This is a genomic window from Falsihalocynthiibacter sp. S25ZX9 (genome assembly GCF_041205405.1).
In the GTDB taxonomy this organism is placed as follows: domain Bacteria; phylum Pseudomonadota; class Alphaproteobacteria; order Rhodobacterales; family Rhodobacteraceae; genus Falsihalocynthiibacter; species Falsihalocynthiibacter arcticus.
On the sequence record NZ_JBGFCD010000009.1, the window covers coordinates 116,119 to 131,884 of the forward strand.

Annotated in this window: 8 protein-coding genes; 5 read left to right on the forward strand and 3 right to left on the reverse strand. The window is 55.5% G+C overall.

Translation table 11 applies throughout. The features are described 5' to 3' along the window. The first annotated feature begins 121 nt into the window (after positions 1–121). The 4 genes from AB9F29_RS11910 (at position 122) to AB9F29_RS11925 (ending at position 5,065) form a co-directional block, all read left to right on the forward strand. Positions 122–1,264: a phosphoserine transaminase gene (locus AB9F29_RS11910; protein WP_369755826.1), complete on the forward strand. Its 1,143-nt coding sequence runs from the start codon at positions 122–124 to the stop codon at positions 1,262–1,264. A gap of 83 nt (positions 1,265–1,347) precedes the next feature. After that, a complete protein-coding gene (gene serA, locus AB9F29_RS11915) occupies positions 1,348–2,943 on the forward strand; it encodes a phosphoglycerate dehydrogenase (RefSeq protein WP_039000298.1) in 1,596 nt (531 codons plus the stop codon). Positions 2,944–3,037: 94 nt separating this feature from the next. Then, the gene (locus AB9F29_RS11920) at positions 3,038–3,817 is read left to right on the forward strand and encodes a metallophosphoesterase (RefSeq protein ID WP_369755827.1); all 780 of its coding nucleotides are present in this window, start codon (positions 3,038–3,040) and stop codon (positions 3,815–3,817) included. A gap of 72 nt (positions 3,818–3,889) precedes the next feature. Next, the gene (locus tag AB9F29_RS11925; protein WP_369755828.1) at positions 3,890–5,065 is read left to right on the forward strand and encodes an acetyl-CoA C-acyltransferase family protein; all 1,176 of its coding nucleotides are present in this window, start codon (positions 3,890–3,892) and stop codon (positions 5,063–5,065) included. 11 nt (positions 5,066–5,076) lie between these two features. On the opposite strand, the gene pbpC is transcribed toward AB9F29_RS11925, so the two are convergent. Both pbpC and AB9F29_RS11935 read right to left on the reverse strand, forming a co-directional pair. Continuing rightward, positions 5,077–7,131, reverse strand: coding sequence for a penicillin-binding protein 1C (gene pbpC / locus AB9F29_RS11930; protein WP_369755829.1), 2,055 nt, complete (start codon positions 7,129–7,131; stop codon positions 5,077–5,079). Beyond that, the gene (locus AB9F29_RS11935; protein ID WP_369755830.1) at positions 7,128–12,572 is read right to left on the reverse strand and encodes an alpha-2-macroglobulin family protein; all 5,445 of its coding nucleotides are present in this window, start codon (positions 12,570–12,572) and stop codon (positions 7,128–7,130) included. The genes pbpC and AB9F29_RS11935 overlap by 4 nt, the downstream gene beginning before the upstream one ends. A gap of 158 nt (positions 12,573–12,730) precedes the next feature. Here AB9F29_RS11935 and AB9F29_RS11940 point away from each other — a divergent pair, with 158 nt between their 5' ends. Beyond that, entirely contained in the window at positions 12,731–15,013 is a 2,283-nt protein-coding gene (locus AB9F29_RS11940) for an ATP-binding protein (protein WP_369755831.1), read from the forward strand. Here AB9F29_RS11940 and yaaA read toward each other — a convergent pair. Next, positions 14,997–15,764 (reverse strand): peroxide stress protein YaaA, encoded by a 768-nt coding sequence (gene yaaA, locus AB9F29_RS11945; protein ID WP_369755832.1) that lies wholly within the window; start codon positions 15,762–15,764, stop codon positions 14,997–14,999. The two genes, AB9F29_RS11940 and yaaA, sit on opposite strands and share 17 nt — an antisense overlap. Positions 15,765–15,766: the final 2 nt, after the last annotated feature.

The following is a 15,766-nucleotide window of genomic DNA, read 5'->3' on the forward strand; positions in this document are numbered from 1 at the left end:
TTGTGTGACTAACCGCGAATTAGCGCAATTTAGCGGCTTGCGCCAGTCATTGAAGCCCTCTATCTCGATCCGTGGGACACCCTTCCCCAACGAAGGGCTTATATCTGTGAGGATACCATCAATGGCTACCACGACTCCGGCAACGCGCCCGGCCAATCCGCGTTTCTCTTCTGGCCCATGTGCCAAACCTGCTTCCTGGACATTAAACGATCTCGCTGACGCGCCTTTGGGCCGCTCGCATCGTGCAGCTGTCGGCAAAGCAAAACTCAAGGCCGCGATCGAAAGTACCCGCGAAATCCTTGGAATCCCTACAGATTATAAAATTGGCATTGTCCCCGCTTCGGATACTGGCGCGATGGAAATGGCGATGTGGTCGCTTTTGGGCGAACGTCCCGCAGAAATGGTTGCGTGGGAATCCTTCGGGGCTGGCTGGGTCACCGATGTCGTGAAACAGCTCAAAATCGAAGCCAATGTGCGCACCGCAGACTATGGCGAAATCGTCGATATGACCGCCGTTGATTACAACAAGGACGTTGTTTTCACATGGAACGGAACGACGTCTGGTGTGCGGATGCCCAACGGCGACGCGATCCCCGCGAACCGCGAAGGCCTGACCATTTGCGACGCAACTTCGGCGGCATTCGCGATGGACCTGCCATGGGATAAACTCGACGTTACAACCTTTAGCTGGCAGAAAGTGCTGGGCGGCGAAGCGGCGCACGGGATGTTGATCCTAAGCCCACGTGCCGTGGAACGCCTTGAAAACTATACACCTTCTTGGCCCCTGCCCAAGATTTTCCGCCTTACCAAAGGTGGCAAATTGATCGACGGCATCTTTAGCGGCGAAACAATCAACACGCCTTCGATGCTCTGTGTTGAAGACTATCTTGTGGCGCTTGAATGGTCCAAAAAACAAGGTGGCCTTAAGGGTTTGATCGCTCGTGCGGACGCAAATACTGCCGAGATTTCCAAGTTTGTTGAGACACATGACTGGATTGAATTCCTCGCCGCCGACCCTGCTATTCGTTCCACAACTTCGGTTTGCGTGAAGTTCACGGATGCGCGGATCAAGGATGGCGCAGTATTTGCCAAAGCCGTTGCAAAGCGCCTTGAGAACGAGGGTGTTGCGCTGGATATTGGCGCGTATCGCGATGCGCCTGCGGGTCTTCGGATCTGGTGTGGTGGCACGATTGAAGCCTCCGATGTTGCGGCGCTGATGCCGTGGGTCGACTGGGCGTTCAACGCCGAGATCGCCGCTCAATAATCTGTCTGAAGGTTGAAACTTTAAAGTTTTTAAACCTTCAGGCACCCCCTTTTTAAATTTTTTAAACTTCTGAGGAGGCCACCATGGCACCTAAAGTTCTCGTTTCCGACAAACTCAGCGACGCTGCTGTTCAAATTTTCCGCGACCGTGGAATCGACGTAGATTTCGAACCCAACCTTGGCAAAGACAAGGACGCGTTGCTCGCGAAAATCAAAGACTATGACGGCTTGGCCATTCGCTCGGCGACCAAAGTCACCGAAAAAATCCTCGCTGCTGCCGACAACCTCAAAGTCATCGCGCGCGCTGGCATCGGGGTGGACAACGTTGATATCCCTGCGGCGTCCAAAAAAGGTGTGATCGTGATGAACACGCCGTTTGGCAACATGATCACCACCGCCGAACACGCGATTGCGATGATGTTTGCGGTGGCCCGTCAAATCCCAGAAGCGAGCGCCAGCACACATGCGGGCAAATGGGAAAAATCCAAATTCATGGGTGTTGAGCTGACGCATAAAACCCTCGGCGTGATTGGCGCGGGTAATATTGGTGGCATCGTTTGTGATCGGGCGGTTGGCTTGAAAATGAAAGTGATCGCCTATGATCCTTTCCTTTCGGAAGAGCGCGCAGCGAAACTTGGCGTTACCAAAGTTGAACTCGACGAGTTGCTTGAGCGTTCCGATTTCATCACGCTGCACGTGCCGGCAACGGATGCGACACGCGGCATGATCAACGCCGAGACAATTGCGAAAATGAAAAAAGGTGTCCGCATTATCAACTGTGCGCGCGGCGGTCTTGTGATCGAAGCGGACCTTGCCGAAGCCCTCAAATCTGGTCACGTTGCTGGCGCGGCCTTTGATGTTTTCGAAGTTGAGCCTGCGACGGACAGCCCATTGTTCAACCTTCCCAACGTGGTTTGCACGCCGCACCTTGGCGCGTCCACCACCGAAGCCCAAGAGAATGTCGCGGTGCAAGTTGCCGAGCAAATGTCCGACTACCTCCTCACTGGGGCCGTCACAAATGCGCTCAACATGCCATCGGTGACTGCCGAAGAAGCGAAAATCATGGGCCCTTGGATCAAACTTGCCGAGCACCTTGGCGCGTTCATCGGCCAATTGACCGACGAACCCATCAAGGCCATCAACATCACCTATGATGGCACGGTTGCCGAAATGAACTTGGCCGCCCTCGAATGTGCAGCGATTGCTGGCATCATGCAGTCGACAAACCCCGACGTTAACATGGTTTCAGCGCCAGTTATCGCCAAGGACCGTGGCATTAAAATCAGCAAAACCACGCAGGAAAAATCGGGCGCGTTTGATGCTTATATCAAGGTAACAATCGCCACGGCGAAACGGGAACGCTCGATTGCGGGAACTGTTTTCAACGACGGCAAGCCACGCTTTATCCAGATCAAAGGCATCAACATCGACGCCGAAGTCGGCGCGCATATGCTCTATACCACCAACAAAGATGTTCCGGGCATTATCGGGACGTTGGGCGGCATCATGGGTGAAAACGGCGTCAATATCGCCAACTTCACTTTGGGTCGCGCAGATCAAGGCGGCGACGCGATTGCGTTGCTTTATGTGGATGGAAAGGTCTCTGACACCGTCCTGAAAAAACTCACGGATACGGGCTTGTTCCAATCCGTGAAGCCTTTGGAATTTGACGCTACCTAGGCCCACGGGTACTGAGAATTTCACAGAAGATCCGCCGGTTTTGCTGGCGGGTCTTTTGTGGTTTTATCGCAAAATAATCTTGAAGGAACGCAATATGCGCACGTATGCAATCGGTGATATCCACGGACAACTCGACATGCTGCATGATGCGCACGCCCGTATTGCGCAGGACAAAAAGCGTGTGCAGGATACCGAAGCGCCGATTGTGCATTTGGGCGATTTGGTGGACCGTGGCCCCGCGTGCAAAGCGGTGGTGCAATATCTTCTCGACGGGATTGATGCTGGTGAAAACTGGGTCGTCCTGATGGGAAATCACGACCGCATGTTCCTGTGGTATTTGGAAGAGGTGTCCAAAAACGACCCGCATTTATTTATCGGTCTCGACTGGCTGAATGCGCGGATTGGTGGCACGGAAACGCTGGCGTCCTATGGTGTCGAGGTTGACGCGAAGCGGCGCTATGGCGAAGTTCATGCCGAGGCGCGCAGCAGTGTTCCGCAATCCCACATCAATTTCCTGAGCCAACGGCCGACGTCCTTTACACGCGGCGATGTGCATTTTGTACATGCGGGGATTCGCCCGACAGTGCCTTTGAATGCCCAAGATGAGGATGATCTGGTTTGGATTCGCGAAGGTTTTTTGGACAGCGATGTGGACCACGGGGCGCTTATTGTGCACGGGCATACGGCGTTAATGCATGCGACGCGCTATCCTAACCGCGTTAATTTGGACAGTTCTGCGGCTTACGGAAATTACCTGACGGCAGCCGTTTTTGAGGGGCGGGATGTTTGGCAACTTTCGTCAACTGAGCGCGAGGAAATTATGCGGCATGAGGTTCCGACGGCCCTACCAGAGGCGCATTTTTTCAAGCGTTAGACCGACGTGACGTAATTCTTTGCGTGCGCCGCCAGAATGCTAGGCTCTTTCAAAATGACATTGGAGAGAGCCATGACAGACATCGTAATTCTAGACGGCGCGCGGACGGCAATTGGCAGTTTTGGCAAGAGTTTGGTCGGCGTTGCTCCAACTGAATTGGGCACAATCGTCGCCAAAGAAGCCATGCTGCGCGCGGGTGTTGAACCGGAGCAAATTGGCACAGCGGTTTTTGGAACCGTGATCAATACTGAACCACAAGACATGTATCTCTCACGCGTTTGCGCGCGGCAGGCAGGTGTGCCAGACGGGGTTCCCGCGATGAATGTGAACCGACTTTGCGGGTCAGGAGTTCAGGCACAAATTTCGGTGATTCAGTCTCTAATGCTGGGAGATTGTGACTTTGGACTGGCCGGAGGGGCGGAGAATATGAGCCGTTCGCCGTATATCCTCCCTGCGGCGCGTTGGGGCGCGAAAATGGGCGATGCGGTGGCACAGGATATGATGTTGGGCACGCTGAACTGTCCGTTTGGGTCGGGGCATATGGGCGTCACCGCCGAGAACGTGGCACAGGAACATGACATCACACGGGCGCAGCAGGACGCCTTTGCGCTTGCGAGCCAAGAGAAGGCGATCGCGGCGATTAAGAACGGATATTTCACGAGCCAAATCGTACCGGTTGAAATCAAGGTGAAGCGCGAGACGGTTCAGTTTGATACCGACGAGCATCCGCGTGCAACGACGCTTGAGGCCTTGGCGGGGTTGCGCCCAGCGTTTCAAAAGGACGGGACCGTTACGGCGGGCAATGCATCAGGGATCAACGACGGGGCGGCGGCTTTGGTTTATGCCACGGCGTCGGCTGCGGAGAAAGCGGGCCTAAAACCACGCGCGCGTGTTTTGGGATATGGGATTGCGGGGGTGCGCCCCGAGGTTATGGGGATCGGGCCTGTGCCAGCGGTTAAAGACCTTTTAACAAAGACTGGCCTCAAAATCAGCGACTTTGATGTGATTGAAAGCAACGAAGCCTTCGCGTCTCAGGCCTTGGCCGTGGCGAAGGAATTGGGGATGGATCCCGCCGTGATTAACCCAAACGGCGGGGCGATTGCGCTTGGGCATCCCGTGGGCGCGACGGGGGCGATTTTGACAGTGAAGGCGCTGTATGAATTGGAACGCACGGGCGGAAAACGGGCCTTGATCACGATGTGCATTGGCGGCGGTCAGGGGATCGCACTGGCCATTGAAAGGCTCTAACCCGCCCTAATTCAGTTCACAAACACATCGGTGCGCGCGGAGCGGCCCTGCGCATCGATCACCGAAAGCGAGACAAATCCACGGCCCGGATAGGGCAGCGCGACCTCGCGCGTGCGGGTGCCAGATTGCACCAACGCCCCATTCAAGAGCCATGTGAATGGCGCTTCTCCGTCGCGGACTTTGGCGACGAACACATCCATCTTCTCAAGGATTGCCCCATCGGGGGGGAAGGCCAATTCCGGCCCGCCCATTGGTGCGCTAAAGGCGGCGTCGCGGGGGCGGAATTCTTTTAGGGGCTGAGGGAGGTCGGCGTTTGCCACCGTGAGGGCGGCGGCGGGTGGCGGGGCAAGGGGATAGGTTGGTTGATTAAGGCGGGCGAAGGCTTCGAACAAAATCGGCGCTGCGAGTTCGCCGCCAAAAATGCCGGGTAAGGACGTCCCATCGGCGCGGCCCATCCAGACCCCCGCCACGTATTTACCGTCAAAGCCAATCGCCCATGCATCGCGGTGGCCATAACTCGTGCCGGTTTTATAGGCGATCCGACCCTTGGGAGCGTTTTTGGGCGGGGCGACTCCTGCGAGGATATCGTTGACGTACCACGCGGGAATCGGGGCCAGAAAACGGCGTCCTGTGCGGATGGGTTCGTCTTCTTGGCGCCAATAAAGCGGGCGCGTTTGGCCGCCTTCGGCGAGGCCGCCATAGAGGGTGACAAGATCGGTTAATGTGACCCCAACCCCGCCCAAAGCGACCGCAAGGCCCGCCTTGCCACCGGGAATGATGGGGGTCACGCCGGCCTGTTTTAGAGCCGCAACGAGGCGTGCGGGGCCAAGCGCTTGGGTGAGGGAAACCACGGGGATATTGAGCGAGAGTTGGAGCGCTTTTCGCACCGGTAAAAGGCCGCGAAACTGACCGTCGAAATTTTGCGGCACGTAGGAGCCAAAAGCAGTGGGGCGGTCTTGGATCAGGGTCTCGGGATGCGCGAGCCCTTGGTCAAACGCGAGGCCATAGATGAGCGGCTTAAGGGTTGAACCGGGGGAGCGCACGGCGTTGGTCATATCGACAAACCCACGGCGACGCGTGTTTTTGTACCCCGCCGATCCGACACTTGCGAGGATTTCGCCCGTTGTGTGATCGGCGAGAAGAATTGCGACCTGCATCGACTCGTTTTGGTTTCTGAGGGCGGTAATGGCGAGGGCCTCAAGGGATTCCTGAAGCCGCGCATCAACCGTAAGATAGTGCTCGCTGCGCAGCGGAGCTTGACCGATTGCGCGGTCCGAGAGATGCGGCGCGAGACGGGGAAATTCGCGTCTATTCCTTGGGATAGGCTCTGTTTTAGCGGCAACAATCTCGTCGGGGGGCAGTACATTTGCCAACGCGAGGCGGTCTAGAATGCGGTCACGGGCAAGATGCGCATTTTCGGAATTCAGGTCAGGGCGACGCCCTTCTGGCGATTGGGGGAGCGCCACGAGCAGCGCGGCCTCGGCGGCGGTCAGGCGTCGGGCGGACTTAGCGAAATAGGCGCGAGACGCGGCGCGTACCCCTTCGATATTGCCGCCAAACGGCGCACGGTTGAGATAGAGCGTGAGGATTTCGTCTTTGGTGAGGGTGCGCTCGAGCGCCAAGGCCAGTCGGATTTGGCGGATTTTCCCTTGCCAACTCCCCGTGCTTCCGCCCTCAAGCAGACGCGCGACTTGCATGGTAAGAGTGGACGCGCCAGAGATGATGTGACCGTTCCAAATAGCTTGGCTGGCGGCACGACTCATGGCGCGCAAATCGACCCCATTGTGGGTGAAAAAGCGTTTATCTTCGAAGGCAATCAACATGTCGACATAACGTGGATCGACGTGATCCAAGGTTGTCGCGAGGCGCCAGTACCCGCCAGAGGTGGTATAGGCCCGCAGCAGTGCGCCGCTGCGATCCCGCACTTCGACCGAGGTTTCCTGAACGATCGGGGGCAGCTCTGTGTCGCGCACCCATTGGTCGAACCGGTCGCGCAAAGTTGCCAGCATGAGGAGGAACACAGCGAGGAAAACGAGCCCCCGCCATGTGATGTGTCTGAGTATCATTCCACGACAGAAACGCGGCCAGAATCGGTATGGGCGCGGAATTGAGGCCGGTACATATCTTCAACACTGGCGGCGGGGTGATGATAGTCGCCGGGAGAAACCGCACGTACGATATAGGCCAGATTGAACGCTTTGTCGGACCGATGATTTACGGCGGCGAGGAAGCGATCCTGACGGTATTCGGCGTTTTCGACGTAGATATCCAAATCGAGCCATTCGAGAGATTTGATATCGCCCGCTTGCAGCAAGGATGGGTTGTCGATTTCAAAGCCCGCAGGGAGGGGATCGGCGACCATCAGGCGGGCCTCGAGATTGCGGAAGGGGGTAATTTCAAGGACGGTGACCAGCCGCGTTCCGGCACTAACGCTGTCCAAAGTGACGGCTTCGCCATCCATGGTGAAATAGCTGCGGGTGATGCTCATGCCGTTGCCGCGCGCGGGTTCGGGCACTTCTGGGACGCCATAGGTGGTGACGGTGACTTGCTGGGATTTGCCTGATTGGTTGCGAATATCGAGCGATTGTCCCGCATTGGTTTGGGCGTCAAGCACGCGTACCAATGGCCCAGTTGCGGGGACGCCATCCACCGTAAAGCCTGCGACGGAGGGATCCTCAAGCAGGGCATTCGCGGCCATGAGCGTCCACATATTTTCTTGGGTAGAGCGCGTGGTTTCGCCGTTTTGAGTGACCAATTGCGTGAGGGCGTCGATATCCAGCGCGGTGGAACCGGATTCCACGGCAAGGGTGATGACGGCGGCAGTATCGCGCAGGTTCGTGCCGAAATCGGCGCGCCAATACTGACGATCACGGTCGGATTCCATCCGCGACAAGGACACGGCGGCTTTCTTAAACATCCGATCCGCGCGGGTTTGATCGCCATAGCTGGCCAGCGCCGCGCCTATTTGGGCTTGGGCAAGGGGCGTTGCGAAAGCGTCGCCTTTTACATCGGCATAGTAGCGCAAATCGCCCATCGCCGCCGCCCCTTCGCGGGCAAGAACGAGGAGCGCGTAGGCAAGACCCTCGCCACCAGAGTCAAAATCGGCGTTGTAGTTCACTTGGTTGCGCAGGTTGTCCAAGGCAGAGCGCAGAGCGAGATCGGGCACGTCATGCCCCGTGACGCGTGCGCGCGACAGGAAATCGCTCACATAGGCATCAAGCCAAAGAGAGCCTGATTCCGGACGCCACAGACCGAAGGCTCCGCTGGAAGATTGATTGGCCAAAACCTCGATTATGGCCTGATCGATCCGCAGGTTGAGGCCCTCGGGGGTATCGAGGTCCATCGCCTCGGCAACGGAGCTTAGATAGAGCAACGGCATCGCGCGGGAGGTGACTTGCTCGGTGCAGCCATAGGGGTATCGATCCAGCGCGGACAGAAGGCCGGGGGCATCAAACTGTGCGAGGGTGCCTATTGCCAAAGTGGCTTCGCCCGTTCCCGGAAGGAGGCCTGCGAAAACGTCTTTGTTAAAGAGCAGGCTTTTGTCGTTCGCGAGGTCAAAACGGCTGGTGCGCATCACGGCGGGATCGTTGTTTTGCACGGGGAGCGTTAGGGTTTTTTCCAAGATTTTTCCGTCAGGCGTGATCAGGGTAATTGCGATTTCCTGAAGGCCCGTATGCGTGGCACGAATGGGAACCGTCAGGCGCGCTGTGCCTTTCTCGGCCAACTCGAACCCTGTGACCAAAGCGGTGATGTCGAGATCAAGACCCGCGGAGGAAACCGCGATGTCCATGTGACCTGCGGGGCCTTTTGCATGCACGATTTCGAGCAATAGGCGCGAAGTGTCGTTGGGGGCCATAAAGCGCGGTACAGAAGCCGTGACAACGATGGGATCGCGCACGAGGATATCGGCCTGTGCTTCGCCAACGGCGGTATCCGACCAGACCACGGCCATCAAGCGGACGGTGCCGTTGAAGGAGGGAAGATCGAAGGTGGTTTGGACGGTGCCATCGGCGGCAACTTTGAGCGGACCAGAGAAATACGCGACCAGTTCTTCGGTGGGGGGTGGTGCGTCAAAACTTCCGCTTTGGGCCGCGTCGCCACCCGAGCGTACTTCGCCCATCGCGCCGTTCATGCCATCCAAAAGACGGCCGTAAATATCGCGCAGACCGACGCCGAGGCGGCGCTGACCAAAGTAGTGACCAGACACATCGGGGGCATCAAATCCTGTGAGATTGAGAATGCCAACATCGACGGCAGCAATGGTGACGTAAGTGTCTTCATGTGGCTCTATTCCGTCGACTTTGAGGGAAACATCGAGCGGGCCGCGCGGGGCGACCTCCTCAGGCGTGAGGAAAGTTGCGGTCAAAACACGCGCCCCCGGATCGACGGGCGCATAGGACAGACCGAGTGCGCGGGCGGGATTATGTTTGGTCGCCGTATCCATGGGCCGGATGACCGTGGCGGTGACATATGCGCCGCCGCCCCAAGCCTCGGTGACGGGGAGGGAGATGGTGTTTTCGCCCTCAACCACGTCGATCATTTGCATATCAATCAGGTGGTTCGACATGACCGTGATCAGGGCCCTGCCGGCATATCGCGGCACAAAACGCAGGGTCGCAGTCTCGCCAGGAACATAGCTCGCTTTGTCCAAGGAAACGTCGAGCACGTCGGGCGTGGTGGTCACATCGGCGGCGACATACCAACCGGCGTAGAAGTCCAGCGAACTTGAGAGGGCTTCACCGCCTGCGCGCTCCACGACCAGTTCATAATGGCCCCACTCAACAGGGGTGCTTACGGTGATTGGATCGCCCGTAAAGGCGAGGGAACCGCTATCAACGCGGGTGCGGCGGGTGATCGGTTCATAGTCCCAATTGCCGTATTGTTGGTACCATTGATAGGTGGTTTCCACGCGATTGACCGCATAGACCAAATCCATCGCAACGGGGGTTTGGGTCTTGTCCAAAGGTAGGATGAGGAACTCGGCAGCTGTACCCTCGGCGACCACATCGTCAAACTGGGGTTTGATTCCGATGACAGACCCCGCAAGATCAAGATCGCGGGTTTCGCGGCGCTCAACAGGACGACCCGACCCTTCGGTGACCGAAAAGGTGAAATCAGCGCTCAGAGGGCGATTTGCACCATCGCTTTCGGGGAGTGTGAGCACAGCGTTTGCCAGCCCTTGGGCGTCGGTATCGCCGCCGTCAAAATAGTTGCGCTCGGCATAGAAACTCTCGTCGTAGCGGCCGAATTGATACCTAGGATAGGCGCTTAGGCCTTCAGATGCGCGCAAGGACACGGAACCAGATACCCCCATCCCCTCGGCGGGGGCACCAAAGAGGTATTTCACATCAAAAGCCACGGACATATCCTGTCCCGGGCGCAGAGGGGTGTCGGCAAAGTCCCACGTGAAATCAATACGTTCGGGGAGGAAATCTTCAACAAGGAAAGTTTGGGTTGCGAGAGCTGCGACTTCAGGGTCGGCATATAAGGCAAGCGTCCATTTCCCACGCGGCGCCGTGGCGGCAATTGGCAGCGAAAGCACGTGACCGCCCATCTCAGAGGAGGTGGAAACTTGCCGCGTATATTCAACCCCATCGGGGCGGCGAAGAATGGCAGTTACAGGCACATTCTGCAGCGCTTGGGACGCTTGGTCGCGCAAAAGAGCGGTCACATTTACCGTCTCGCCCGCACGATACGCACCGCGATCCGTGGTCATGAAAACGTCAATCGGAGGCGCGGGAGGCCGCCCCTCAACACCGCGATCCGAGAGATCAAACTCGGCGTCCTTGAGCGAGAGAAAGGCGATATCGGTTTCGCCATCCGTGACCGTCACAAGCGCGGGCGCGCGGCCGCCAGTGCCCAAAGTGAGCCCCGCATCAAAATGAACATAACCCTTTGCATCGGTTAGCCCCTCGGCCAGCACGGAGTTCGCCTCAGAAAGCAAGGTGACCGTCACGCCGGACTTTACGTCGGCACTCGCAAGGCTGCGCACAAATACATGCAGCCCATCAATGCCACTCGCTGTAGCGACCCCAAGATCAGAGAGCACAAACCACTGGGTTGCGGGCGGATTATCATAGGGGTCGGTGCCCGGAATGCTGGCTTTGAGCGCATAGATTCCCGCAGGCTGCCCCGCAAGTGCTTCATCAAGCGGCAGGCGCGTGGTGACGTCTTGGTTAAGGTCTTGAGTGAGGGTCGCCGTGCCCGTCCAGATATCTTCGGCAATTTCACTGGCGAAGGTTTGCTCGGTCCATGTGGACATGGGGCGACCGAAGTAGTTGTCCTGAATGGCGCGCAACAAATTGCGGTCCGAAACGCGGCGCAGGGTTAGGTCGATTTCGCTCGCGTTAACCGATTCAATCGGCAGGGCGGCATTGGGGGTTTTGGGAAGAACATAAGCGCGGCTTGGGAAGCTGACGCTGGGGGTTCTATCGCGGACATATCCGGTGATTTCGACGTCTTTTGCGAGGGTCTCGCCACTGGCAGCAGGTAGCCCTTGGCGGAAGGTGAATTTGGCGCGTTCGCCGTGGGATAGACCCGAAATACAGAGGCGATCATTCTCGACTTCTACGGCAAGCGAGGCACTTGGAAACTGCATGTAGGATGTATAATCAACCCCAGCGGCAACCAGATTTTCGGAGAAGGTTGCACAGATGCGCGGAGCGGCCAAATCGCTCTCGATTTCGTTGCCCGTAATGCGGAATCCGTATTTGGCAATGGCGCTTTCTAGGAGGGCATCCGCATCGGCCCGTGGCGCGATTTCTGCGACTTTGTTGAGGGCGGGAATCATCTGGCGACCAAGGTCATTAGCTTCATACGCGAGCGCGAGTTGGAAAAGCGCGTTGGATTTTTGAGGATTGTTAACTGCGCGAATATATCCGTTTATCGCGGCCCACATCGCGCGTTGGCGATAGGTGTTTTGTGTGGCGCTGTTCTCAAACTTCACGGCCAATGCAAGACGCGCATATTCAACCCATAAATCCGACGAATCCGTTAGGGAGAGTGCGCCGCCAACAAAATGCAGAGCATTCATCAGATCGCCATTGGCCTCACGATCACTGGCGGAATTCAACAGGTCTTCGGCACCCCATTCGCCACTATAGTGATACTGACCAAGGTTTGCCGCCAACGTATAAGCCCCATCGCGTAGCGGTTGGCCGACGAAGGGTATTTCAGTCAATCGCTGTTCAGCAGAAGCAACCAATCGAGGGTCATTGTCCCAGACACGGCCCGAAAGCGCCCCTTCATAAGCGACTGTATCTTCGACACTTTTCTTGGTGAAACAGGCATTAGAGCGCTTATTGAAGGTAAAGGCTTTGCACTGAGTATCGGCCAGACAGGTGCGCTGGCAAACCTCGAAAGTTGTATCAAAAATGGACTGTAAATCAGCGCCGTAAAAATCCAAATCACGGGAAATCGAGAACCGCCGGTCCGGCATGCCATCCTTCGCGGCGACGCTGATTGGCAGGAGCAAGAGAAAAGCGAAAACGGCAAAAATAATGCGCATGGAAAACCCTCAAAATGAATCGTTCGAAGCCTTGCACAAATTTTGTTAAAAATCCACCAACTGCCTTTTATCAGGCGAATTTAGATGTCCTTAAGAATCTTTTTACCAGAATCGCCCAAACTCGCTTTCTTAAGCATTCTTCGGGGCATAATTTTGGAATGAACATCGCCAACAAGCTAGCTCAAGAACGGCGCGCACGTCTTGCGGCGGAGCGATTGCTAGAGCAAAAACAATCGGAGTTGTTCAACGCGAATTCGCGGCTGGGGGATCATGCCCGCGCGCTATCCAATCAAATTGTCGAAAAACGCAAAGAAGTGAAGGATGTTCGAAGCGCTGCTGCAACGCTAAAAAACGAAAAGCACCAAGTATTATCTGACCTTCGGAATGCGGAAACCAAAGTTCAAATTGCGGAACGCCGTCTTTGGGATTCCATTGAAACCATTCCGGACGGGTTTGCCGTTTTTGACAAAGACAGCAACCTAATTTCTGCTAATCGCGCGTATTTGGCCATTTTCGACGAACTTGAAGATGTGCGAACGGGGATCAACTATTCCCAAATCCTTGAGTTTTTTAGCGATGAAGGCATTGTTGATACCGAGGGCGAGACGCGCGCCGAGTGGCGGGAGTCTATGCTCGATCGATGGCAATCCCCCGAGATTGAACCTCGTACCCTTAAAATGTGGAACAACCAGTTTATCAAGCTCATCGATCGGCGGGCCGACGCCGGCGATACCGTGTCTTTGGCGATCAATATTACCGAAACAATTCGGTATGAAGCGGAGTTGAAAGAAGAACGCACCAAGGCCGAGGCCGCCAATCGAGCAAAATCTGCCTTTTTGGCCAATATGAGCCACGAAATCCGCACGCCCATGAACGGTGTCGTAGGCATGGCCGACATCCTTTCGGACACCCCGCTGAACGACGAGCAAAAGCTGTATATTGATACCATCAAACACTCGGGAGAAGCGCTCCTTGTCATTATTAATGACATTCTTGACTACTCCAAGATCGAAGCGGAAAAACTAATCCTTCAGCCAGAACCATTTGATCTAGAGAAGAATCTCCATGAAATACTCATGCTTTTGCAACCGTCGGCCCATGACAAGGGTATCGACCTCATTATCGATTATGCTCCGCACTTGCCTTCGAACTATTTGGGGGACCCAGGACGTATTCGCCAGATATTAACCAATTTAATAGGAAACGCCGTCAAGTTTACCCCCAAAGGCCACGTCCTTGTGCAAGTTTTAGAGTTGCCTTCCGAGCAACGAAACGTGGCTAATATCCAAGTCTCGATTACGGATACGGGCATTGGCATTCCGGAAGATATGGTCGACTACATTTTTGGGGAATTCAACCAAGTTGAGGATGACCGGAACAGGAAGTTTGAGGGCACCGGACTGGGCCTCGCAATTTCCAAACAACTGGTTGAGTTGATGGGCGGCAAAATCTGGGTGACGTCGCAATATCGCGTTGGGTCATGTTTCAGCTTCAGACTTCAACTACAGACGACTACAGGGCCCGCCCATATTAGCGCTGAACACTTCGAGAATCTATCGACTGCGTATGTGTTCGAAGACCAATCGGAACTTGCCCATATCATTGCCACACAGTTGAATCCTATGGGAATTGAAACCATCGCACCTCCCTCGCTCTCACTGGCTCTGGCGGAAAACGCTGCTGATTTTTTTGTCGTCGGTGTGAGTTTTCATGGATTAGGGGCGTCTGAAATTATTGAAAAAATCACTGAGGCAGGGGCGAACAAACCGATCCTTTTGGTTGCTTCTGGAAAAACGGTGCTTCCCGCTAACGCGAAAACGGCTCAATGCCTGCAACACCCCATTCGCAAGTGCGACCTCCATAGCGCTCTGCGACGTATTTCCACCATAGTATCCGATCCGGCGCCAACCATACCTGCCCTGCCAACCGATTCCTCGACTGCCGCTCAGACAGACATTGTTGCGCCCAATCCTACCCCCCCTGAAGATGAGGTCATTGACGGGTCGCCTCGCAGAATGCGCGTGCTTACTGCAGAGGACAATAAAACCAATCAATTGGTTTTTCGAAAGATGGTTAAAAATCTCGATATCGACCTCAAGTTTGCGAACAACGGCCGTGAGGCCATTGAATTGTTCCAGAGTTTTCGGCCCGACGTTATTTTTATGGACATTTCCATGCCAGAAGTTGACGGCAAGGAAGCCACACGATCAATCCGGAAAATCGAAACTCAAGATGGATTAAAGCACACGCCCATCATCGCGCTCACGGCCCATGCTATGCCCGAAGATAAGGACGAAATTTTAAAAGCTGGCTTGGATGAATATTCCACCAAACCCCTTCGAAAAGCCATTATTTTCGAAAAAATAGAGAAACACCTCCCTCATGGTGCTTTGCCAATTCAACTACCAACCGAAGCGTTGGAAGCTACGCCATTGGCTTGATAAACACGGGTTGCTCAGGGGTCGAGCGCTCAGGAGCAAACAAAAAACCGCCACTTTCAAAATCGCGAAGGCCTTGGGGATCTTCAATACGGTTTTGAATAACAAATCTTGCCATCGCCCCGCGTGCTTTCTTGGCGCTAAAACTAATTATTTTCGGCCCGCCAGGACGATCTTCCAGAAACTGAGGGGTCACGATTTTCAAGGTAAGCACCGATAGATCAACGGCTGTGAAATACTCCTTGGACGCGCAATTTACGAGGATATCGCTGCCACTGGCCTGGGCAGCATCATTGAGGGCCTTAGCAATTCGGTTTCCCCAATATGCGTACAGCGTTTTTCCTTGGCGCGTTTTTAATCGGCTGCCCATTTCCAAACGATAGGGTTGAATGAGGTCGTGAGGTGCCAGCACGCCATACAGGCCCGACAAAATCCGCAAATGCCCGCGTGCGAAATCCATCTCGTCGGCATCTAGGCTCGAAGCTTCGAGACCCAAATAGGTGTCACCCGCAAAGGCGTAGGCCGCTTGTTTAGCGTTTTCCAATGTTGATTCCGATTCAAAATCGCGAAACCTTTGCGCGTTGAGTTTGGCGAGATCTGAACTAATAGACATTAGTTCTTGAAGCTTTTTGACGGAAAGGCGACTCGCGGTGGCCGCGAGCGAGGTAGCATCCTCCTGAAACTTCGGAAAGGACACGGGGCCATCAATGGGATCAAAATTCAAACGTTTTGCGGGGGAGATTACGGTTAGCATTT